Source organism: Streptomyces sp. 3-6, assembly GCF_056323165.1.
This window is the reverse complement of the sequence record NZ_JBWHZP010000001.1, coordinates 726,856-747,892: the sequence shown is the minus strand read 5'-3', so window position 1 is coordinate 747,892 and position 21,037 is coordinate 726,856. Positions and strand designations below refer to the sequence as shown.

Sequence of the window (21,037 nt, the reverse complement as noted above, 5' to 3'; positions counted from 1 at the left end):
GGCGTCGCTGTGCGGCGCGTCATCGGACGGCGGCCCTGCGGTAGGCCCAGGTCGCCACGGCCAGGGACAGCACGCCGACCACTCCGCAGACGGCGAGGTCCCCGAGGACGAAGGCCCAGTCGGGGTCCGGCGCGAAGGTGCGCGCGTACGCCTCGACGCCGTAGGTGGACGGCAGCAGGTCGCGCGCCAGCCGTACCGCCTCCGGCATCCGCTCGGCGGGCAGCACGCCCAGCAGCAGCGCCGCCGACATGCCGAGCTGGCCGAGGAGGGTGGCCAGCTCGGGCCGGGGGGCGAGCAGGCCCAGGGCCGCGCCGAGCCCGGCGAGGGCGGCGCCCGCCAGCGGGATCACCGCGGCCAGCACCCACAGGTGGGTGAGCGGCAGTCCGAACAGCAGGCAGCCGAACACGGCGGTCACGACCGTCCCCGGCACCGTGAACGAGGCGTAGGCGCCGGCGGCGCCGAGCACCACGGCGGCCGGGGGGACGGGCAGGGTGGCGTAGTGGTCGAGGCCGCCGCTGGAGCGCAGCTGGCCGAAGTACTGGGCGAGCAGGTTCAGCGCGACGAAGGCGACGACCAGGACCGACGATCCGGCGACCACGGCCCGCGCCTCGCCGCCGCCGTCGACCACGCCACGCATCAGGATCATGATCCCGACGGACTGGAAGGTCGCGACGAACAGCAGGGGGATCCGCGCCACCCGCGCCCGGGAGAGCTGGGCCCGGTACACCGCCGCCAGGGAGGGCCACAGCCGGGCCCGGGGTCCGAGCTCGGCGGCGGCCGGCGCGGTCTCCTCGGTGGCCAGGGCACCGCCCGGCAGGACATCGGCGGGAACGACACTCACGTCGCGCTGCTCTCCTTCGCTGGGACGTTCGCCCGGTCCGGCGGGGGCGGTCGCCCTGTTCCGTACGGATGCCGCGGCCCTCGTGCTCACGCCTTCACCAGTCCTTGCCGTACGGCGCCGCCCAGCGCCAGGTACACGTCCTCCAGGCTGGGCGTGGCCAGCGTGAAGTCGTCCAGCGCGGCGAAGGCGGCACCGCCGGTGACGGTGGCGACGACCGTCCGGGCCTCCTCGGGCGCGAGCCGCAGGGTCCAGCGGCGGCCCGACTCCACGGCGCGGTCGCGCAGGGCGGCCACCTCGGGCACCTGCAGCGGGGCCTTCTCGCGCCAGACCAGGTCGACCCGGACCTCGCCGGCCACCTGTTCCTTCAGTCCGGCCGGGGAGTCGCAGGCGATGACGCGGCCGCGGTCCAGGACGGCGACGCGGTCGAGGACGGTCTCGGCCTCGATGACGTTGTGGGTGACCAGCAGCACGGTGGTGCCGTGCTCGGCGCGGCGCCGGTCGACGGCGGACCACACCGCGCGGCGGGCCACCGGGTCCATGCCGGTGGTCGGCTCGTCCAGCACGAGCAGCGGGCGCTCCCCCACCAGCGCGGCGGCGAAGCAGGCCAGCCGGCGCTGCCCGCCGGACAGCTTGCGCAGCGGGCGCCCGGCCAGCGGGGTGAGCCCCAGCTCCTCCAGGACGGCGTCGCGTTCGGCGCGGGCGCGCCGGGCCTCCAGGCCGCGCAGCCGGCCCGTGGTCTCGGCGGCGAGGGACACGGTGAGGTCGTCGAGGGCGGTGGACTCCTGGCCGAGGTAGGCGAGGATGCGGGAGGCCCGCTCGGGGTGGCGCACGATGTCGTGGCCGAGGATCTCCACGCTGCCGCGGTCGGGGCGCATCAGTCCGGTGAGCTGGCGCACCAGGGTGGACTTGCCGGCGCCGTTGGGTCCGAGCAGTCCGAAGATCTCCCCGCGGCGGATGTCGAGCCGGACGTCGTCGGTGGCCGTGACCTCGGGGGTGGCCGGCGCGCCGCGTCGTCCGCGCACCGCCGGGTAGGTCTTGGTCAGCCCGCGCACCGCACACACCACCTCGCCGTGGTGCCGGGTTCCCTGTGCCGCGCGCGTACTCACAAGGGACGAGACTACGGGGTCGGGCACGCCGGCCGGCCCTCGGGTCGCTCCCGGGCCCGCGTTTCCCCCGCCGGGCGCCGAACCGGCCGCAACCCCGGCCAACCGGGCACCGGCCGGCGGATCGCGGGGCCGGCGGCGGCGCCGGCCGGGGAGAACGTGCGCGGGGACCGGCCGGTCACTCCCCGGAGGGGGCCGTCCGTTCGGTGCCCGTCCGCAGGTCGAGCTCGCGCCAGAAGCCCGCCCGGATGGCGTAGCGGTCGCGTTCGTCGATCTGGTCGTCCTTGTGGGCGAGCAGGCCGAAGCGGGCGGCGTAGCGCAGCAGCTCGCCGTCGACGCGGTGCGGGATGCGCGGGTACATGGCGGACAGCTTCTGGATGTGGCTCTGGTCGCCCAGGCGTTCCACCCAGCGCCGGGCGAACACCTGTCCGACCTCGTAGGGGTCGCCGCCGACGGTGGTGATGTCCTCCTCGCGGTCGGCCCAGCGCTGCTCGGCCGTGGTGAGCTGGGCGAGGGTCGGCATGGAGGCGGCCTCGGCGGACTCGGTGGCCGGGCGGTCGACCCAGCCCTTGTCGGAGGACCAGCGCAGGGTGGCGGAGGCGGGCGGCTGGGGATGGGCGGCGGCGGGCCCGCGCAGGGCCGCCAGGTCCTTCGGGGTGGGCACGCCCTTGGTGCCGGACGCGGCGGGCCGCTCCGTCGTCCCGTTCTGCCCGGCGGGGGCCTGCTCACCCTGCCGGGGTTCCCGCGCGGTGCGCTCGGCGGCCGCGGCGAGCGCGGACTCCGGCAGCGGCGCGGACAGGATGGCGGCGATCTCGGGCCGGGGGGCGGGCGGCGGGGCGCACGTCCCGGGATGTTCCTTGGGCCGCACCGCCTGGGTGATCCAGGCCCGGTCCAGCACCCGGCGCTCGTCGGCCTCGGCGACGAGGTCCTCCGACTGGTTGTAGTCGCCGTCGGCGGCCTGCACGGCCCACAGGTGGACGGCGACGCCGTGTTCCTTGGCCGCCATCATGCCCGGCAGCAGGTCGCCGTCGCCGGTGACGAGGACGATGTCGGAGCAGGCGCGGTTGCGGGCCAGCTCGGTCAGCTCGGCGTGCATCGCGGCGTCCACGCCCTTCTGCGCCCAGCGGCCGTCGCTGCGGGTCAGCGCGCCGAGCCGGACGGTGACACGTGGCATCACGCGCAAGCGGCGGTGCTCGGGCTGGGGGACGCGGTCGGGGGCGCCGTCGAACCAGTAGATGCGCAGCAGGGGCTGGCGCGTGTCGGCCTCGGCACGCTCGCGCAGGCCCTGGATGAGGGCGGTGTGGTCGACGGTGATGCGGGAACGCGAGGGCTCCCCGGCGAGGAGACTGGCGGCCGCCCCCAGCAGATACCCGGCGTCCACCAGGACGATGCAGCGGTCCACGCGATCCACCCTCTTTCCGGGAGGCTTGCTTCGGGCTGGGCTGGGTTCGAGTCTGCCCGACCCCGCCGGGGTTGACGGCCCGAACTCGATCTTCGGCGTGGCGTTTCCACACTTCCTCCCCCGACTGTCCCTGTCACGCAGGGTAATTGTCCAACATGCGCTTGTTATCAGGGTATGTGAATCTGATCCCGGCCCTGGCCCCTAGATACCCACAGGAGGCACCACCATGGCCAAGAACAAGAACCGTGACCGTAAGCAGCCGCAGGCCGAGCGCGCCCAGCGTGGGGCGCAGCCCACCGCGATGGAGACGCCCGACGAGCAGCGCACCACGGAGGTGACCCCCGGCGACGTCGGCCGGGGCAAGGGCCGGCAGAAGCGCTTCGGCCACAACTGACCCTTCGCCCCGGGACGTTGACGCCCGGGACGGGGCAGGAAGAGGGGCACACCCGCCGGCGGGTGTGCCCCTCCTGTCGTCCCTGTACGGCTCCCGTGCACACGGCCCCACCCCGCGTCCTGCGGCGCGACGAGGCCGGCGCGCCCCGCCGTGCGGATGCCGTCCCGGCCGTGAACGGGCCCGTCGGGCACGGCGGGCGCAGCGGCCTCGGGAGGGCAGCGGGGGCGGGTGCCCGCGGCCCGGCGGTTCAGCCCGCCAGGCAGGACGGGCCCAGCAGCACCTTCAGGTCGCCGAACAGCGCCGGGTCCGGCTTCACCCGGTGGCGGTCCAGCCGCAGCACCGTGGTCTTCGTCGGCCCCTGGAGCTTGATCCGGACCTCGCTGTCGCCCTTGTGGTGCGTGAGGATCTCGCCGAGCCGGCTGACCATCGGCGGGGTCACGCGCGTCGCCGGGATGGTGAGGACGACGGGTGCGTTGGTGCCCGCGTTGGACAGGTCGGGGACCTGGAGCTCCATCGCGACCAGGCGCGGCACGTCCTCGCGCTTGTCCAGCCGGCCCTTGACGAACACCACGGCGTCCTCGACCAGTTGCGTCGAGACGAGCTGGTAGGTCGCGGGGAAGAACATGCACTCGATGGACCCGGCGAGGTCCTCCACCGTGGCGATCGCCCAGGCGTTGCCCTGCTTGGTCATCTTGCGCTGGAGACCGGAGATGATGCCGCCGATGGTGACGACCGCGCCGTCGCCGAAGTCACCGCCGGTGAGCTGGGAGATGCCCGCGTCCGCCTTGTCGGACAGCACGTGCTCCAGGCCGAACAGCGGGTGGTCGGAGACGTAGAGACCGAGCATCTCGCGCTCCTGCGCGAGGAGGTAGGTCTTGTCCCACTCGTCGTCGGTGAAGGTGACGTCGAGACCGAAGCCGGGCTCGCTGGTGTCGGCCTCGCCCATGCCGCCGAACAGGTCGAACTGGCCCTCGGCCTCCTTGCGCTTGACCGCTACCACGTTGTCGATCATCGGCTCGTACTGGGCGGTGAGCCCCTTGCGGGTGTGCCCCATGGAGTCGAAGGCCCCGGCCTTGATCAGGGACTCGGTGGTGCGCTTGTTGCAGACCACCGCGTCGACCTTGTCCAGGTAGTCCGGGAAGGAGGCGTACTTCCCCTTGGCCTTGCGGCACTTGATGATCGACTCGACCACGTTGGTGCCGACGTTGCGCACCGCCGAGAGGCCGAAGAGGATCACGTCGTCGCCCTGGGCGGCGAAGTTGGACTCGGACTCGTTGACGTTGGGCGGGAGCACCTTGATGCCCATGCGGCGGCACTCGTTGAGGTAGACCGCCGACTTGTCCTTGTCGTCCTTCACCGAGGTGAGCAGCGCGGCCATGTACTCGGCGGGGTGGTTCGCCTTGAGGTAGGCGGTCCAGTAGGAGACCAGGCCGTACGCGGCGGAGTGCGCCTTGTTGAAGGCGTAGCCGGCGAAGGGCACCAGCACGTCCCAGAGCGCCTGGATGGCCTCGTCGCTGTAGCCGTTCTTGCGGGCGCCGGCCTGGAAGATGGTGAAGTTCTTCGCCAGTTCCTCGGGCTTCTTCTTGCCCATCACGCGGCGGAGGATGTCGGCCTCGCCGAGCGAGTACCCGGCGATGATCTGGGCGGCCTTCTGCACCTGCTCCTGGTACACGATCAGGCCGTAGGTGACGTCCAGGACCTCCGTGAGCGGTGCCTCCAGCTCCGGGTGGATCGGGGTGATCTCCTGCTGGCCGTTCTTGCGCAGCGCGTAGTTGGTGTGCGAGTTCATGCCCATCGGGCCCGGCCGGTAGAGGGCCGAGACGGCGGAGATGTCCTCGAAGTTGTCCGGCTTCATCAGCCGGAGCAGGGAGCGCATCGGCCCGCCGTCGAACTGGAACACGCCGAGGGTGTCGCCGCGCTGGAGGAGGTCGAAGGTCGTCGGGTCGTCCAGGGGCAGCGACAGCAGGTCGATGTCGACGCCCTTGTTGGCCTTCACCATCTTGACGGCGTCGTCCATGATGGTCAGGTTGCGCAGGCCCAGGAAGTCCATCTTCAGCAGGCCGAGCGACTCGCAGCTCGGGTAGTCCCACTGCGTGATGGTCACGCCGTCGGTGTGCCTCACCCAGACCGGGACGTGGTCGGTGATCGTCTCGCTGGACATGATCACGCCGGCGGCGTGCACGCCCATCTGCCGCACCAGGCCCTCGACGCCCTTGGCGGTGTCGATGACCTTCTTCACGTCGGGCTCGTTCTCGTACATCGCCCGGACCTCGCCCGCCTCCGAGTACCGGGGGTGCTCGGGGTCGGTGATGCCGGACAGCGGGATGCCCTTGCCGAGGACGTCCGCGGGCATGGCCTTGGTGATGCGGTCGCCCATCGCGTACGGGTAGCCCAGCACGCGCGCGGAGTCCTTGATCGCGTTCTTGGCCTTGATGGTGCCGTAGGTGCCGATCATGGCGACCTTGTCGGCCCCGTACTTCTCCGTCACGTAGCGGATCACCTCCACGCGCCGGCGCTCGTCGAAGTCGATGTCGACGTCGGGCATGGAGATGCGCTCGGGGTTGAGGAACCGCTCGAAGATCAGGCCGTGCGGGATCGGGTCGAGGTCGGTGATGCCGAGGGCGTAGGCGACGATCGAGCCGGCCGCGGAGCCGCGGCCGGGGCCGACCGCGATGCCCTGCTTCTTGGCCCACATGATGAAGTCGGCGACCACGAGGAAGTAGCCCGGGAACCCCATCGAGATGATGGTGTCCATCTCGTACTCGACCTGCTTCATGCGGTCGTCCGGGATGCCGTCCGGGAAGCGGCGGTGCATGCCGCGCAGGGTCTCCTCGCGGAACCAGGTGACCTCGGTGTACCCCTCCGGGATGTCGAACTTCGGCATCAGGTCGCGCTTGACGAACATGCCCGTGGTGTCGACCATCTCGGCGATCAGCCGGGTGTTGGCGCAGCCCTGCTGCCAGGCGTCCGAGGAGTCGATGGCGTACATCTCGTCCGTGGACTTCAGGTAGTAGCCGGTGCCGTCGAACTTGAAGCGGTCCGGGTCGGAGAGGTTCTTGCCGGTCTGGATGCACAGCAGCGCGTCGTGCGCGGTCGCCTCGTGCGCGTAGGTGTAGTGCGAGTCGTTGGTGACCAGGGGCGGGATGCCGAGCTTCCTGCCGATCTCCAGCAGTCCGTCGCGGACCCGGCGCTCGATCTCGATGCCGTGGTCCATCAGCTCCAGGAAGTAGCGGTCCTTGCCGAAGATGTCCTGGTAGTCGGAGGCCGCCTTGAGGGCCTCGTCGAAGTGGCCGAGGCGCAGCCGGGTCTGCACCTCGCCGGAGGGGCAGCCGGTGGAGGCCACGATCCCCTCGGACCACTGGGCGATGGTCTCCTTGTCCATCCGGGGCCACTTCTGCAGCCAGCCCTCGGCGTACGCGTCGGAGGACAGCCGGAAGAGGTTGTGCAGACCGGTGCTGTCGACCGCCCACATCGTCTTGTGGGTGTAACCGCCGGAGCCGGAGACGTCGTCGCGCTTCTGGTGCGGCTGGCCCCACTGGATCTTGCGCTTGTTGCGCCGGGACTCGGGGGCGACGTACGCCTCGATCCCGATGATCGGGGTGACCCCGGCCTTCTGCGCGGAGTGGAAGAAGTCGTACGCGCCGTGCAGGTTGCCGTGGTCGGACATGGCGATGTGCGTCATGCCCATCTCGTTGCAGGCGTCGAACATGTCCTTGAGCCGCGCGGCACCGTCCAGCAGCGAGTACTGGGTGTGGACGTGCAGGTGCGTGAACGGCGGCTTCGACACGGTGCGGCCTCCTGGGGGGACGTGCGGTGACGGACAGGCGGACGGTGGGGTGGTCAGCGTCGAAGTCTATGCCTCGGCACTGACACTCCGGCGCCTCACCCGCGTACCGTCGGGCAGGGGTTCCGGGCACTCCGGTGACCCGTCACACGTTAGGCAGGGGATGGACCAGCCGTCCCCCACCGTCCCGTACCAGGAGGCACCCAGCGATGTCGGTCCCGCAGCTCGACGACGAGCACCGCGGCGAGGAGATCCTCGCCGTCCTCGACACCGCCTTCGGCGAGCTCCTGGCCGCCGACCCGGCCGCGTTCCGCGTGAAGTTCCGCAAGATGGCGGCCTCTGCCTTCGCCTTCTACCGGGGCACGGCGTGCCTCTTCTACCACGACCTGGCCGGCGAGAACGCGGGGCGGGGCGCCGGGAGGGGCTACAGCGGCCCGTACCTGGACGACCGCACCTCCCGCGTGTGGATCCACGGCGACCTGCACGCGGAGAACTTCGGCACGTACATGGACTCCAACGGCCGCCTGGTCTTCAACGTCAACGACTTCGACGAGGCGTACGTCGGCCCCTTCACCTGGGACCTGAAGCGCTTCGCCGCCTCCATGGCGCTGATCGGCTACGCGAAGGCGCTCAGCGACGAGCAGATCACCGAGCTGGTGGAGATATACGCCGCCGCCTACCGCGAGCGGATCCACGCGCTGGCGACCGGCGCCAAGAGCGACGAGGTGCCGCCCTTCACCCTGGACACGGCCCAGGGCCCGCTGCTGGACGCGCTGCGCGACGCGCGCTCGCTGACCCGGTTCGGGCTGCTGGACTCGATGACCGAGATCCGCGACTTCGAGCGCCGCTTCGCCCCCGGCGGCGGCGCGGTCGAGCTGGACGCGGCCACCCGGTACAAGGTGCTCGCGGCCTTCGACGGATACCTGGAGACGCTGCCCGACTCCTCCCTGGCCCGCCCGGACTCCTACCGCGTCAAGGACGTCGTCGGCCGCCGCGGCATCGGCATCGGCTCGGCCGGGCTGCCGTCGTACAACATCCTGCTGGAGGGGCACAGCGACGCCCTGGAGAACGACGTCGTGATCTACATCAAGCAGGCCCAGACCCCGGCGGTTTCCCGCCACGTCACGGACGCGGCGATCCGGGACTACTTCCGGCACGAGGGCCACCGCACCGTGATCTCCCAGCGCGCGCTCCAGGCGCACGCCGACCCGTGGCTGGGCTGGACCGAGCTGGACGGCTCGGGACAGCTGGTCGCCGAGGTCTCGCCCTACGCCGTGGACCTGGACTGGGGCGACATCGACGACCCGGAGGAGATGGCGCAGGTCGTCGCCGACCTCGGCCGGGCCACCGCGACCATGCACGCGGCGGCGGACGACACCTCCGGCGAGTCCCTGGTGCCGTTCTCCACCGAGCGGGCCATCGACGCGGCGATCGCCGCCGACGAGGACGGCCTCGCGCCCCTGCTGGTCGACTTCGCGCACACCTACGGGGCCCGCGTCCGGAGCGACCACCAGACCTTCCTGGACCTGTTCCGCAACGGCAGGATCCCGGGGCTGTAACGTCCCGGCCGCACCGGAACCCTTCAGGAACCCCTCACAGGGACGCATGACAGACTCGTGACCGCCATGGACCTCACCGGAACCCCGCTCAAAGCCGTACGCGCGGCGCTGTTCACGGCCGTCGCCGTGACCCTCAGCACCGCGTCGCACGTGCTGCTGTCCGGGGCCCCGCTGCCGCTGAACACGGTGACCGCGATCGCGGCCGCCGTGTTCGTCCTGGCGTACGCGCTGGCCGGCCGGGAACGGTCCTTCGGGCGGATCGCCGCCCTGCTGATCCCGCTGGAGCTGGCCGCGGACACGGTCTTCACCACCGGCCAGCACGTCTGCTACGGCCGGATGGGCGGCCCCGTCACCGGTCCGCTGCGCTCCGTCGGCTTCGACCTGCTGTGCGGTGACGGCACCAGCGTGGGCGCGCCGCTCGCCCGGGTCACCGGCACCGCCACCGGCGGCGACCGGCTCGCGGTGCTGCTCTCCCACGCCGACCAGGGCACCGCCTGGCTCCTGCTCGGGGCGCACGTCGGGGTCGGCCTGTTCGCGGCCGCCTGGCTGCGGCGCGGCGAGCGGGCGCTGGCCCAGGTGCTGCGCGCGGTGGCCGCCACCACCTTCCGGCCGCTGCTGCTGGCCGTCGCGGCGGTGTCGGCGCACCGCGCCCCGGACACCGTCCGCCCGGCCCGTCCGGCGGCCCCCGCGGCCCCGGCCCGCCACCTGATCCTCGTGCACTCCCTGGGACGGCGCGGACCGCCGTGCTCCACCGCCGCCGTCACCCTCGCCTGAGGACGACGGCCGACGGCCCACCGGGCACCAGCAGTCCCCCTACTCACCCACCCGCACGCGCGTGGCGTGTGCGAGACCCCCCATGGAGAACACCAGCATGAGCAAGCGGAACAGCCAGGCGGCGAAGACGGCGGCCCGGGAGCGGCTGCGCGCCGAGCGCGAGCGCGAGGCGAAGCGGGCGAAGGTCAAGCGGCAGATCGTCGTCGCCTGCTCCATCGTCGGCGTCCTGGCGATAGCCGGCGGCGTGGGCTACGCCATCGTCCAGGCCAACAAGCCGAGCGCGTGGGAGGCGGCGGCCGAGGAGAAGGTCGTCGCCCCGGCCAACACCTCGGGCAAGAACGGCACCACCGTGGTGATCGGCAAGGACAGCGCGAAGAAGACCCTGAAGCTGTACGAGGACCCGCGCTGCCCGGTCTGCGCCACGTTCGAGCAGTCGGTCGGCCCGAGCATCCTCGAGGACTACGAAGCCGGCAAGTACAAGATCCAGTTCATCGGCGGGACCTTCCTCGACGGCGACAGCCGGGACGGCGACCGCATGCAGGTCGGTGCCCACGGCGAGGGCTCCAAGAACGCGATGAGCGCGCTGGGCGCGGCCCTGAACGTCAGCCCGGAGGCGTTCCTGGAGTTCAAGGAGGCCATGTACTCCGCGGAGTGGCACCCCCAGGAGTCCCAGGACAAGTTCAAGGACGACGACTACCTGATCGAGATCGCCGACTCGACCGACGCCCTGAAGAACAACAAGAAGTTCCAGGACGCCGTCAAGAACGGCACGTTCGACGCCTGGGCGCTGGCGATGTCGTACACCTTCAACACCAACGAGGACGACGTGCAGGGCACGCCCAGCCTGGTCATGGACGGCAAGAAGCTCACCGGCGCGGACGGGCAGAACACGCCCATGACCCCCGAGGACTTCAAGACGGCCGTCGACAAGGCCCTGAAGGGCTGACGGCACCCCGCGCCCTTGCCCGGCTCGGGCGGTGGGTGACCCCCGGTCACCCACCGCCCGACCGGCGCCCGCCTCTCGCTGAACACCCGGCGAACTTTGGCCAATTCACCCACTCGGGCGTGTACCTGTCAGTAACCTGATCGGCTGTGACCAGTCGATTCAGATCATCCGACAACGGCGTCCGGGCCACCGCCGGCGCCCCCTCCCTCTCCCCGCGCAGACGTACGGTGGTGAAGGCTGCCGCCGCCACCGCGGTGCTCGCCGCGCCGCTCGCCGGGGCCCTGCCGGCGCGGGCCGCGACCACCGGGGCGCCCGCGTTCCTGCACGGCGTGGCCTCCGGTGACCCCTTGCCGGACGGCGTGCTGCTGTGGACGCGGGTGACCCCGACGCCGGAGGCGATACCCGGCTCCGGTGCCGGGCCGGACACCGAGGTCAGCTGGACCGTCGCCCGGGACCGGGCGTTCACCGACGTCGTCGCGCGCGGAACCACCCTCGCCACCGCCGCCTCCGACCACACCGTGAAGGCGGACATCCGCGGCCTCTCCCCCGCCACCGACTACTGGTTCCGCTTCTCCGCCGGCGGGACCGACTCCCCCGTCGCCCGCACCCGCACCGCGCCCGCCGCCGACGCCGCCGTGGGCGGGCTGCGCTTCGGCGTGGTCTCCTGCTCCAACTACGAGGCCGGCCACTTCGCCGCCTACCGCCACCTCGCGGCCCGCGGCGACCTCGACGCCTGGCTGCACCTCGGCGACTACATCTACGAGTACGGCGCCGGCGAGTACGGTTCACGCGGCCGGAGCGTCCGTACGCAGGCCCCCGCCCACGAGATCGTCACCCTCGCCGACTACCGCGTACGGCACGCCCACTACAAGACCGACCCGGACCTCCAGGCGCTGCACGCGGCGGCTCCGGTGGTGGCGATCTGGGACGACCACGAGTTCGCCAACGACACCTGGTCCGGCGGCGCCGAGAACCACACCGAGGGGCCCGAGGGCACCTGGGCCGCGCGTCAGGCCGCCGCCAAGCAGGCGTACTTCGAGTGGATGCCGGTGCGTCCCGCGCTGGCCGGCACCACCTACCGGCGGCTGCGCTTCGGCAAGCTCGCCGACCTGTCGCTGCTGGACCTGCGCTCGTTCCGGGACCAGAAGGTCTCCGTCGGCAAGGGCGAGGTCGACGACCCCGACCGCACCCTCACCGGCCGGGCCCAACTGGACTGGCTGAAGGCGGGCCTGAGCGCGTCGGACACCGCCTGGCGGCTGGTCGGCACCTCGGTCATGATCTCGCCGTTCGCCGTCGGGGCGCTGCCCGCGAGCCTGCTGAAGCCGCTCGCCAAGCTGCTGGGCCTGCCGCAGGAGGGCATCGCCCTCAACACCGACCAGTGGGACGGCTACACCGACGACCGCCGCGAACTCCTCGCCCACCTGCGGACGAACGGCATCCGCAACACCGTGTTCCTCACCGGCGACATCCACATGGCGTGGGCCAACGACGTGCCGGTGAACGCGGGCACCTACCCCGCCTCCGAGTCCGCCGCCACGGAGTTCGTGGTCACCTCGGTCACCTCCGACAACCTCGACGACATCGTCAGGGTCCCCGAGGGCACCGTCTCCGCCGTCGCCTCCCCGCTGATCCGCGCCGCCAACCGGCACGTGCGCTGGGTCGACACCGACCGCCACGGCTACGGCGTGCTGGACCTCACGGCCCAGCGCGCGCAGATGGACTACTACGTGCTGGCCGACCGCGCCGACCGGAACACCACCGCGACGTGGGTCCGCTCGTACCGCACGCTCACCGGCACGCAGAAGGTGGAACGCGCCCACACCCCGGTCTGACCGGCCCCGGCCCGCGGACCCGGGCCGGGTTCAGTCCCCCAGCGAGTCGAGGAAGCCGAGCGCCACCCGCCAGGTGGCCTCGGCGGCCTCCGCGTCGTAGTCCGGCAGGTCCGGGTCGGTGTAGAGGTGGCCCGCGCCGGGATAGCGGTACACCTCGATGTCGGCGCCGGTCCGGCCCAGCTGGAGGTACCAGGCGCTGAGCCAGTCGTCGGTCTCGAACGGGTCGGGCTCGGCGACGTGCAGCTGCACCGGCAGCTCGTCCACCGAGGCGTTCGCGGCGATGTCCGAGGTGCCGTGCAGGAGCAGCAGCCCGCGAGCCTTGTCGTCGCCCAGGGCGAGGGTCTGCGCCACGGAGGCGCCGAAGGAGAACCCGGCGTAGACCAGGCCGCGCTCGGAGTAGGGCGCGGCGGCCAGGACCGCCCGCTTGAGCAGCTCGTCCTTGCCGACCTCCTCCTTGTGGGCCATGCCCTCCTCGACCGTCTCGAACGTGCGGCCCTCGAAGAGGTCCGGCGTCCACACCTCGTGTCCCGCCGCGCGCAGCCGGTCCGCGGCCTGCCGCACGGCGGGCCTCAGGCCGTAGGTCGAGTGAAAGAGCATGATGTTCATGAGGCCCATGGTGCCAGCCGGTCCGACCGCGGCGGCGCCCGGCGGGACGCGGAACCGGACGTATGTCACAGGTTCACGCGGGCCCGGGCCGGTTAGGTTCGCAGACATGGATGACGTGCTCCGCCCGCTGATCGTGGTCGGCGGTTCGGTCCTGCTGACGCTGCTGCTCGGCTGGGCGACCGACCGTCTGCTGCGCAAGGCCGACGAACGCCACCACGACACTCCGTTGTGGGGGCTGCTGCGCCGTGCCCGCGTTCCCTGGCAACTGGTGCTGTGTGCCGCCCTGCTCAGAGCGTCCTACGTCGAGGCGCGGGTGTTCCCCGACCACCGGGAGAGCGTCGGCAGGATCCTGACCCTGGTGCTCATCGGATCGACCGCCTATCTGGTGATCAGGATCGCGGCGGCGGTCGTGGAGACGACCTACACCCGCTACGCCAACGCGCAGTACCACCGCGATCCGGCGCGGGTGCGCCGGGTGCGCACCCAGGTGACGCTGATCCGGCGGGTGGTGTCGGCGGTGGTCGGGGTGGTGGCGGTGGCCGCGATGCTGCTGACCTTCCCCGCGATGCGCGCCGCCGGCGCCTCGCTGCTGGCCTCGGCCGGAATCCTCGGCATCGTCGCCGGTGTCGCCGCGCAGTCCACGCTGGGCAACCTGTTCGCCGGGCTGCAGATCGCGTTCGGCGACATGGTGCGCATCGGCGACACGGTGGTGGTCGACGGCGAGTGGGGCACGGTGGAGGAGATCACCCTCACCTTCCTGACCGTGCGCACCTGGGACGAGCGCCGGATCACCATGCCGGTGTCCTACTTCACGTCGAAGCCGTTCGAGAACTGGTCCCGCGGCACACCGCAGATGACCGGCACCGTCTACTGGCACTTCGACCACCGGGCCCCGCTGGAGGCGATGCGCGAGCAGCTGCGCGACATCCTGCGGGAGTGCCCGGCCTGGGACGGCCGGGCCTACAACCTGACCGTGACGGACACCACGCCCACCACCATGGAGGTGCGGGCCCTGGTCACCGCCAAGGACGCCGACGACATCTGGACGGTCCGCGTCACGGTCCGCGAGCAGATGATCCGCTGGCTGGCCGCCGAGCACCCCTACGCCCTGCCGCGGGTGACCACGGCGGGCGCGCCGGAGGTCCCGGCGACCGGCGCGGACGGCCACCGCGGCACGGCCCGGGTGCCGGCCGCACGCGGCCCGCGCCTGTCCAAGAAGGAAGGGTGAGCAGGACGGGTAGGGGCGCGGACCACGAGGTGACGGCCCCGCTCAGTGGCCGCGTTCGGCACCTCCGTTGACCTGGATGATCTGCGAGGTGATGTGCCCGGCGCCCGGGGAGGCGAGCCAGTGCAGGGTCGCGGCGACGTCCCCGGGCGTGCCGACCCGCCCGGTGGACGTCTCGGCCGCCAGCCGGGCCCGGTGCTCCTCGTCGATGCCGTCGCCGAAGAAGGCGGTGTCCTCGACATAGCCGGGCGCGACCACGTTCACGGTGATGCCGTGCGGTCCGAGCCGCCGGGCCAGGTCGTGCGCGTAGGGGTGCAGTCCCGCCTTGGCCGCCGCGTAGGCGACCTGGCCGGAACCGCGGTAGGCGGCGATGGAGCTGAGGAACAGCACCCGCCCGCCGGGCTCGGCGAGCCGGTCCCGCAGCGCCTCGGTGAGCAGGACGGCGGTGAGCAGGTTGAGGCGGAAGTTGACCGTCCAGTGGCGGGCGGCGGCGTCCAGTGGGTCGTCGACACCGGCCTGCGGTTCGAGCAGCCCGTTCCCGCCGGCGCTGTGGATCAGGACGTCCACCGCGCCGAACTCCCGGCGGACGAGGGCCGCCACGCCCCGCACCGCCTCCGGGTCGGCCAGATCGGCCGCGTGGGTCAGGGCGCCCGGCACCCCCGCCCGCTCCAGCACCTCACCGCGCCGCCCGAGCAGCAGCACCCGGTCCCCGTCCGCGGCGAACGTCCGTGCCGCCGCCAGCCCGATCCCCGTACCGCCCCCGCTGATCACCACGTTTCGCGTCATGCCCCGACCCTACGAACGGAACGGGCCCCGGCCTCGGCGCGCCGCACCGGACACGCCCGCCGGTACGCGGCTCACCGCAGGCTGCGCACGTCCAGGTGGCGCAGGACCCGGTCGACGACCTCCGGGTGGGCGCCCGCCTCGCTGCGCGCGGCCAGCACCTCGTGGCGGGCCGCGCTGAGCAGTTCCTGCTGGATGCGCCGGACCCGCCCCGCCCGGTGGGCGCGCTGCCGGTGCGCCTCGCGCCGTTCCTCGTCGGCCAGGTCGGGACTGATGCGCACCCCGATGTCGAAGGCGGTGCGCTGCATCTGCTCGGAGAGTTCCTCGGTCAGCTCCTCGGTCTCCCGCAGCTCCCGCAACCGCTGCCTGGCCGCGTCGGCGGCCCGTACCGCGAGTTCGCGCTCGTAGGCCTGCTCCCGCGCGGTGTCGGCCCTGACGTCGAGCCGGCGCACCAGCCAGGGCAGGGTCACCCCCTGGAGCAGCAGCGTCGCCATGATCACGCCGAACGCGATGAAGATGATCTCGCCGCGTCCGGGGAACGGCTCCCCGGACTCCGTCTCCAGCGGGACGGCGAGCGCCAGGGCGACGGAGGCCACCCCGCGCATCCCCGACCACCACATGACCACGGTCTCGCGCCAGCCCAGCGGGATCTCCTCGGCGGCGTCCCGGGCGGCGTGCAGCCGTTTCGTCAGCCAGGTCGCCGGCAGCAGCCAGGCGAGGCGGACCAGGACGACCACGGCCACCACCGCCCCGGCCCAGCCGAGCAGTTCGCCCCAGTGGCCGTCCGCGGTGTCGACGGCGTTGTGGAGTTCGAGGCCCACCAGGCCGAAGGCGATGCCGGTGACGAGGGTGTCGACGACGTTCCAGAAGGCGTGCCCGGCGAGCCGGGTCATCACGGCGTCGGCGTCGGTGGCGTACTCCACCAGGAACAGGGCGGCGGTGAGCACCGCCAGCACCCCGGACCCGTGCATCTCCTCGGCGAGGACGTACGCGGCGAAGGGCACCAGCAGGCTCAGGGCGATCTGCAGGGTGGCGTCGCCGAGCCGGTCCATCAGCCGGTTGGCGGCCCAGCCCAGCGCCAGTCCGACCGCGACCGCCACCACCGCGGACAGGACGAGGTCCAGACCGGCCTCCCAGACGGAGAAGGAACCGGTGACGGCGGCGGCGACCGCCACGTGGTAGAGCACGATGGCGGTCACGTCGTTGAACAGGCCCTCGCCCTCCAGGATCGACACCAGCCGGCGGGGCAGGCCGAGCTTGCCCGCGACGGCGGTCGCCGCGATGGGGTCGGGCGGTGCCACCAGCGCGCCGAGCGCGACCGCGGCGGCGATCGGCAGGCCCGGCACGATCGTGTGCGCCACGGCGGCCACGCAGAAGGTGGTGACGAAGACGAGCGCCACCGCGAGCAGCAGGATGGGCCGGACGTTGGCCGCGAACTGCCGCCAGGAGGTGCGGCGCACGGCCGCGTACAGCAGGGGCGGCAGCAGCAGCGGCAGGATCAGGTCGGGCGGGACGTCCACGTTCGGGACGAAGGGCAGCAGGGCCAGGACGATGCCGAAGACCGTCATCAGCACCGGCGACGGCAGCCCCAGCCGGTCCGCCACCGGGACGCTCACCACGGCCGCGAGCAACAGGGCGAACAACAGGGCCAGCTGATCCACGGTCACTGCTCCGGGGCGGGTCGACGGTCTGGGCGGTCCGGCACGATCGCGAGCAGGTCACCAGCCTGCCACGCCGCCGCCCCCGGGCCCCGGACGCGCCGGGCTCCCTACAGGGCGCGCCGCATGGCCCGGTGCGGCATCCCCGCGTCCGCGAACCGCGGTCCGTACGCCTCGTACCCCAGTCGCTCGTAGAAACGCAGGGCGTGCGTCTGGGCGTGCAGGTCGACGGCGGTCAGCCCGCGGGCGCGGGCCGCCTCCTCCAGGGCGCGCACCAGGGCGGCCCCGACGCCCAGGCCGCGCGCCTCGCGGAGCACCGCCAGCCGGCCCAGCGAGCCGACCCCCGGGTCGCCGCCGGTGCGCTCCGCGGCGGCGGCGCCGGTGAGCAGCCGGCCGGTGCCCAGCGGGCGGCCGTCCGCGCCGACCGCCAGCACGTGCACGGCACCGGCGTCGTGGGCGTCGTACTCGATGTCCTCAGGGACGCCCTGCTCGGCGACAAAGACCTCCTTGCGCACGGCGAAGCACGCCTCCCGGTCGGCGGCGTCCACGGCCTCGCGGACCGTGGGGCCGGCGGGCGCGCCCGTCATGCGTAGGTCTCCTCCCGGACCTTGTCCAGCGCCCGCTGGAGGTCGTCCGGGTAGTCGCTGGCGTACTCCACCCACTGCCCGTCGCCGGGGTGCTCGAAGCCGAGCCGCACCGCGTGCAGCCACTGGCGGGTCAGGCCGAGCCGCTTGGCGAGGGTGGGGTCGGCTCCGTACGTCAGGTCGCCGACGCAGGGGTGGCGGTGGGCCGCCATGTGCACGCGGATCTGGTGGGTGCGCCCGGTCTCCAGCTTCACGTCGAGCAGGGAGGCGGCGCGGAACGCCTCGATCAGGTCGTAGTGCGTGACGGACGCCTTGCCCTCGGCGGTGACCGCCCACTTGTAGTCGTGGTGCGGGTGCCGGCCGATGGGGGCGTCGATGGTGCCGCTGGTCGGGTCCGGGTGGCCCTGGACGAGCGTGTGGTAGCGCTTGTCGACCGTGCGCTCCTTGAACTGGCGCTTCAGCGACGTGTAGGCGTACTCCGACTTGGCGACCACCATGAGGCCGGAGGTGCCGACGTCCAGGCGGTGGACGATGCCCTGGCGCTCGGCGGCGCCGGACGTCGAGATGCGGTACCCGGCGGCGGCGAGACCGCCGATCACCGTCGGCCCCGTCCACCCCGGCGAGGGATGCGCGGCGACCCCGACGGGCTTGGCGATCACCACGACGTCGTCGTCGTCGTGCACGATCACCATGCCCTCGACGGGCTCGGCGACCACCTGCACCGGCGCGGGGGCCCCGGGCATCTCGACCTCGAGCCAGGCGCCGCCGCTGACCCGCTCCGACTTGCCGACCACCGATCCGTCGACCGTGACCTTCCCCGCGGCGGCGAGTTCGGCCGCCTTGGTCCGGGAGAAGCCGAACATGCGGGAGATGGCGGCGTCGACGCGCTCGCCCTCCAGGCCGTCGGGCACGGGCAGGGTACGGATCTCGGGAAGCGTGCTCACGCGTCGAGTATGCCGGACCCGGGCGCCCGTCCCGTACGCGCGTTCAGTCCTTGTGGACGGTGCCGTCCGGGTCGAGGCCCCGGAACGACAGCAGCACGATCAGGATGCCGCCGCACACGATCGCCGAGTCGGCCAGGTTGAACACGGCGAAGTGCTTCGGCGCGATGAAGTCGACGACCGCGCCCTGGAAGACCCCCGGGGAGCGGAAGATCCGGTCCGTGAGGTTGCCGAGGGCACCGCCGAGCAGCAGGCCGAGCGCGATCGCCCAGGGGAGGCTGTACAGCTTCCGGGCCAGCCGGATGATCACCACGATCACCACGGCGGCGATCGCCGTGAAGATCACGGTGAAGGCCTCGCCGAAGCCGAAGGCGGCGCCCGCGTTGCGGATCGCCTCGAACCTCAGCCAGTCCCCGATGATCTCGATCGGCTCGTGGTGCTCCAGCTTCGCGACCACGATCATCTTGCTGATCAGGTCGAGGGCGTAGGCGAAGGCGGCGACGGCGAACAGCACCAGCACCCGCCGCCTGCCCCGGGGACGCCCGGTCTCCTCCGGCGCCCCGGCGTCCTGGGCATCGGCCCGCTCCGGTCCGGTGTGGGCCTCCTCCGGCGCCTCGGCGTCCCGGGCGTCGGCCCGCTCCTGCCCGTCCCGGCCGGCGTCCGGGGATTCCGGCGTACCGATGATGCGCTCCGCCTCTGCCACGTGAGTCCCTCAACCTAGGTACCTGACTGAGGACGAGGGTACGACACGCCGTGCGCGGCCCACCTGCTCAGTCGGCATCCGGGGCCCGGCCGGTCTCCGCCCGCTCCCCGGCCGCTCCCCGGCCGCTCTCCGCCTGCTCTCAGGCCGGCCGCCGCCCGGGCTCCGGTCAGAAGCGCCGCTCCTGCTTCTGCTTGCACTCCACGCACAGGGTGGCCCGCGGGAACGCCTGCATGCGCGCCTTGCCGATGGGGTTGCCGCAGTTCTCGCACAGGCCGTAGGTGCCGGTGTCCAGCCGCTGCAGGGCGTGCTCGGACTGGGTCAGCATCTCGCGCGCGTTGGCCGCCAGCGCCAGCTCGTGCTCGCGCGTGATGTTCTTGGTGCCGGTGTCGGCCTGGTCGTCGCCCGCGCCGTCCCCGGAGTCCCGCATCAGGCCGGCCAGGGACCGCTCCGAGGAGGAGATCTCCTCGCGCAGCCGCACCACCTCGGACATCAGCCCGGCCCGGGCCTCCTCGACCTCCTCCGGCGTCCAGGGCTCCTCGCCCGGGCGCACCGCGAGATCGCCGGGCTCCGCCGCGCCGATCCGTGCCTTCGGTACGGCGGTCGTGGCCGCCGTGGCCGTGCCAGGAGTCTTCTTAGCGCCCACCGTCGTCGCTCCCGTCTGCGGTGCGGTTCCGTCCGCGTCCGCGTCAGTGGCCGTGCCAGGCCCGGCCGTGTCGTGTGTGCCCCCGCCGTCCCCGGTGGCGCCCTTGCCCTTGCTCGTGCTCTTGCTCGTGCCCGTCGCGCCCGCTCCCCCGGTGCCGTCCCGTCCCCCGCCGCGGGCCTTCCCGGCCGCTCCCGCGGCCCCGGCGCCCTTCCCGGCGGTGGAGCGCTTCCCCGGCTTCCCGGGGGCCGGTGCCCCGGCGGCGGTGCCGTCCCCGGCGTCCGCCGGTGCCCCGGTGGCGTCCGGCCCGGCCTGCGGTTCCTGTCCCGGGGCGCCCTGAGCGGCGCCCGCGGCCTTCCCGGCGGAGGCCCCCCGCCGGCCCGTGGCCGCCCGCTTCCCGGCCGGCTTCCCGGCGGACTTCCCGGCCGCTTCCGTCGCGGTGTCCGCGCCGGCCTTCCCGGTGCCCGCCGCCGCCTTCATGCCCGTGCCCGCCTTCCCGTCCGCGGTCCTCCCTCCACCCGCCGCCGATGTGCCGTCCGCGCCCGCCCCTCCCGCGGGTGCCCCGGATCCGGGGGCCGCCTTCGTGCCCGCGGTCGCCTTCTTCCCGGCGGTCGCCTTCGCGCCCGCGGCGGTCCGCGCCCCACCGGCCGCCTTCCGCCCCGCCGACCCCGTCCCCCCGGCCTTCACCGGGGCCTTCGCCTTCTCCCGGTCCTTCGCGGCGCCGGTGCCCTTCGCCCTCCCCCGGCCCTCCGCCGCTCCGGTGTCCTCCGCCGTCCCGGCGTCCGCGTCCTTCCCCGTCCCCCGGTCCGGGTCCGGCGCACGGGCCTCGCCCTTCCCGGCCCCGGCGCCCCTCCCCGCCGCCCGGCCCGCCGCCGGCCCGCGGGCCGCCCCCGCCGCCGTCCTCCGCGCCGGGTCCGTCGCCCGTGCCGCCGCCCGCTTCCGCCCGGCTCCACCGTCGGCAGCGTGCCCGGCGTCGCCGGACGCCGACTGCTGTACGGCGGTCTTCTTCGCCACCATGGCCGCGGCCCCTTCACATTTTGTGATCTTGCGCGCAAATCGTGCTGGGACGATAAATCGACCCGCCTCCCGCGGCAACGGGGCGCACCGCCCGATTCCCCCGCCCCGCCGACACCGCACGGCGAGCCTGCATGCGTTGTGCCCAGCTCCCCGCCGGGTATGCCGCCCGGACCCGCCTCCCGGGATCCGGAACGGCCCGGGTCGCCATTCGGGGCATGCCGGGCGTCACGGTCGCGGGAAAACCG

At 73.1% G+C, this 21,037-nt stretch carries 17 protein-coding genes; 6 read left to right on the top strand and 11 right to left on the bottom strand.

Going from position 1 to position 21,037, the window contains the following annotated elements; translation table 11 throughout:
- Positions 1-19 precede the first annotated feature (19 nt).
- From AC02VZ_RS03060 to AC02VZ_RS03050, 3 genes are all read right to left on the bottom strand, one after another.
- Positions 20-841, bottom strand: coding sequence for an ABC transporter permease (locus AC02VZ_RS03060; protein WP_362089019.1), 822 nt, complete (start codon positions 839-841; stop codon positions 20-22).
- An 86-nt stretch (positions 842-927) separates the two neighbouring features.
- Complete coding sequence (locus AC02VZ_RS03055; protein ID WP_432054080.1) at positions 928-1,902, bottom strand: ABC transporter ATP-binding protein; 975 nt, start codon at positions 1,900-1,902, stop codon at positions 928-930.
- A 220-nt stretch (positions 1,903-2,122) separates the two neighbouring features.
- Positions 2,123-3,346, bottom strand: coding sequence for an NYN domain-containing protein (locus AC02VZ_RS03050; RefSeq protein ID WP_432054068.1), 1,224 nt, complete (start codon positions 3,344-3,346; stop codon positions 2,123-2,125).
- A gap of 226 nt (positions 3,347-3,572) precedes the next feature.
- Here AC02VZ_RS03050 and AC02VZ_RS03045 point away from each other — a divergent pair, with 226 nt between their 5' ends.
- Entirely contained in the window at positions 3,573-3,740 is a 168-nt protein-coding gene (locus tag AC02VZ_RS03045; protein WP_362089021.1) for a hypothetical protein, read from the top strand.
- A gap of 247 nt (positions 3,741-3,987) precedes the next feature.
- On the opposite strand, the gene dnaE is transcribed toward AC02VZ_RS03045, so the two are convergent.
- Positions 3,988-7,527, bottom strand: coding sequence for a DNA polymerase III subunit alpha (gene dnaE, locus AC02VZ_RS03040; protein ID WP_476474441.1), 3,540 nt, complete (start codon positions 7,525-7,527; stop codon positions 3,988-3,990).
- 206 nt (positions 7,528-7,733) lie between these two features.
- Here dnaE and AC02VZ_RS03035 point away from each other — a divergent pair, with 206 nt between their 5' ends.
- The 4 genes from AC02VZ_RS03035 (at position 7,734) to AC02VZ_RS03020 (ending at position 12,635) form a co-directional block, all read left to right on the top strand.
- A complete protein-coding gene (locus tag AC02VZ_RS03035; protein ID WP_476474440.1) occupies positions 7,734-9,083 on the top strand; it encodes a DUF2252 domain-containing protein in 1,350 nt (449 codons plus the stop codon).
- Positions 9,084-9,149: 66 nt separating this feature from the next.
- Positions 9,150-9,857 carry a hypothetical protein gene (locus AC02VZ_RS03030; protein WP_476474539.1) on the top strand — a complete coding sequence of 236 codons (708 nt, stop codon included), beginning with the start codon at positions 9,150-9,152 and terminating at the stop codon, positions 9,855-9,857.
- Between the two features lie 97 nt (positions 9,858-9,954).
- Positions 9,955-10,803 (top strand): thioredoxin domain-containing protein, encoded by an 849-nt coding sequence (locus AC02VZ_RS03025; RefSeq protein ID WP_432054072.1) that lies wholly within the window; start codon positions 9,955-9,957, stop codon positions 10,801-10,803.
- 146 nt (positions 10,804-10,949) lie between these two features.
- Positions 10,950-12,635: an alkaline phosphatase D family protein gene (locus tag AC02VZ_RS03020; RefSeq protein ID WP_432055197.1), complete on the top strand. Its 1,686-nt coding sequence runs from the start codon at positions 10,950-10,952 to the stop codon at positions 12,633-12,635.
- 30 nt (positions 12,636-12,665) lie between these two features.
- Here AC02VZ_RS03020 and AC02VZ_RS03015 read toward each other — a convergent pair whose 3' ends face one another.
- Positions 12,666-13,250, bottom strand: coding sequence for a dienelactone hydrolase family protein (locus AC02VZ_RS03015; RefSeq protein WP_432055198.1), 585 nt, complete (start codon positions 13,248-13,250; stop codon positions 12,666-12,668).
- A 97-nt stretch (positions 13,251-13,347) separates the two neighbouring features.
- Here AC02VZ_RS03015 and AC02VZ_RS03010 point away from each other — a divergent pair, with 97 nt between their 5' ends.
- On the top strand, positions 13,348-14,469 hold the full coding sequence (locus AC02VZ_RS03010) for a mechanosensitive ion channel family protein (RefSeq protein ID WP_476474439.1): 1,122 nt from the start codon (positions 13,348-13,350) through the stop codon (positions 14,467-14,469).
- 42 nt (positions 14,470-14,511) lie between these two features.
- Here AC02VZ_RS03010 and AC02VZ_RS03005 read toward each other — a convergent pair whose 3' ends face one another.
- The 6 genes from AC02VZ_RS03005 to AC02VZ_RS02980 form a co-directional block, all read right to left on the bottom strand.
- The gene (locus AC02VZ_RS03005) at positions 14,512-15,252 is read right to left on the bottom strand and encodes an SDR family NAD(P)-dependent oxidoreductase (RefSeq protein ID WP_476474438.1); all 741 of its coding nucleotides are present in this window, start codon (positions 15,250-15,252) and stop codon (positions 14,512-14,514) included.
- A 71-nt stretch (positions 15,253-15,323) separates the two neighbouring features.
- Positions 15,324-16,910, bottom strand: coding sequence for a Na+/H+ antiporter (locus tag AC02VZ_RS03000; RefSeq protein WP_476474437.1), 1,587 nt, complete (start codon positions 16,908-16,910; stop codon positions 15,324-15,326).
- Positions 16,911-17,017: 107 nt separating this feature from the next.
- A complete protein-coding gene (locus AC02VZ_RS02995) occupies positions 17,018-17,494 on the bottom strand; it encodes a GNAT family N-acetyltransferase (RefSeq protein ID WP_476474436.1) in 477 nt (158 codons plus the stop codon).
- Positions 17,491-18,435, bottom strand: a complete 945-nt coding sequence (locus AC02VZ_RS02990) for an RluA family pseudouridine synthase (RefSeq protein ID WP_432055203.1) — start codon at positions 18,433-18,435, stop codon at positions 17,491-17,493. The genes AC02VZ_RS02995 and AC02VZ_RS02990 overlap by 4 nt, the downstream gene beginning before the upstream one ends.
- Before the next feature lie 43 nt (positions 18,436-18,478).
- Entirely contained in the window at positions 18,479-19,135 is a 657-nt protein-coding gene (gene lspA / locus AC02VZ_RS02985) for a signal peptidase II (protein WP_432055204.1), read from the bottom strand.
- A 166-nt stretch (positions 19,136-19,301) separates the two neighbouring features.
- Positions 19,302-20,792, bottom strand: coding sequence for a TraR/DksA family transcriptional regulator (locus AC02VZ_RS02980; protein WP_476474435.1), 1,491 nt, complete (start codon positions 20,790-20,792; stop codon positions 19,302-19,304).
- Between the last annotated feature and the right edge of the window lie 245 nt (positions 20,793-21,037).

Excerpts from the sequence above, each read along its gene's own strand:
- AC02VZ_RS03045 (WP_362089021.1), top strand. The coding sequence starts at position 3,573 with ATGGCCAAGAACAAGAACCGTGACCGTAAGCAGCCGCAGGCCGAGCGC.
- AC02VZ_RS03035 (WP_476474440.1), top strand. The coding sequence starts at position 7,734 with ATGTCGGTCCCGCAGCTCGACGACGAGCACCGCGGCGAGGAGATCCTC.
- AC02VZ_RS03030 (WP_476474539.1), top strand. The coding sequence starts at position 9,150 with ATGGACCTCACCGGAACCCCGCTCAAAGCCGTACGCGCGGCGCTGTTC.
- AC02VZ_RS03025 (WP_432054072.1), top strand. The coding sequence starts at position 9,955 with ATGAGCAAGCGGAACAGCCAGGCGGCGAAGACGGCGGCCCGGGAGCGG.
- AC02VZ_RS03015 (WP_432055198.1), bottom strand. The coding sequence starts at position 13,250 with ATGGGCCTCATGAACATCATGCTCTTTCACTCGACCTACGGCCTGAGG.
- AC02VZ_RS03010 (WP_476474439.1), top strand. The coding sequence starts at position 13,348 with ATGGATGACGTGCTCCGCCCGCTGATCGTGGTCGGCGGTTCGGTCCTG.
- AC02VZ_RS03005 (WP_476474438.1), bottom strand. The coding sequence starts at position 15,252 with ATGACGCGAAACGTGGTGATCAGCGGGGGCGGTACGGGGATCGGGCTG.
- AC02VZ_RS02995 (WP_476474436.1), bottom strand. The coding sequence starts at position 17,494 with ATGACGGGCGCGCCCGCCGGCCCCACGGTCCGCGAGGCCGTGGACGCC.
- AC02VZ_RS02980 (WP_476474435.1), bottom strand. The coding sequence starts at position 20,792 with ATGGTGGCGAAGAAGACCGCCGTACAGCAGTCGGCGTCCGGCGACGCC.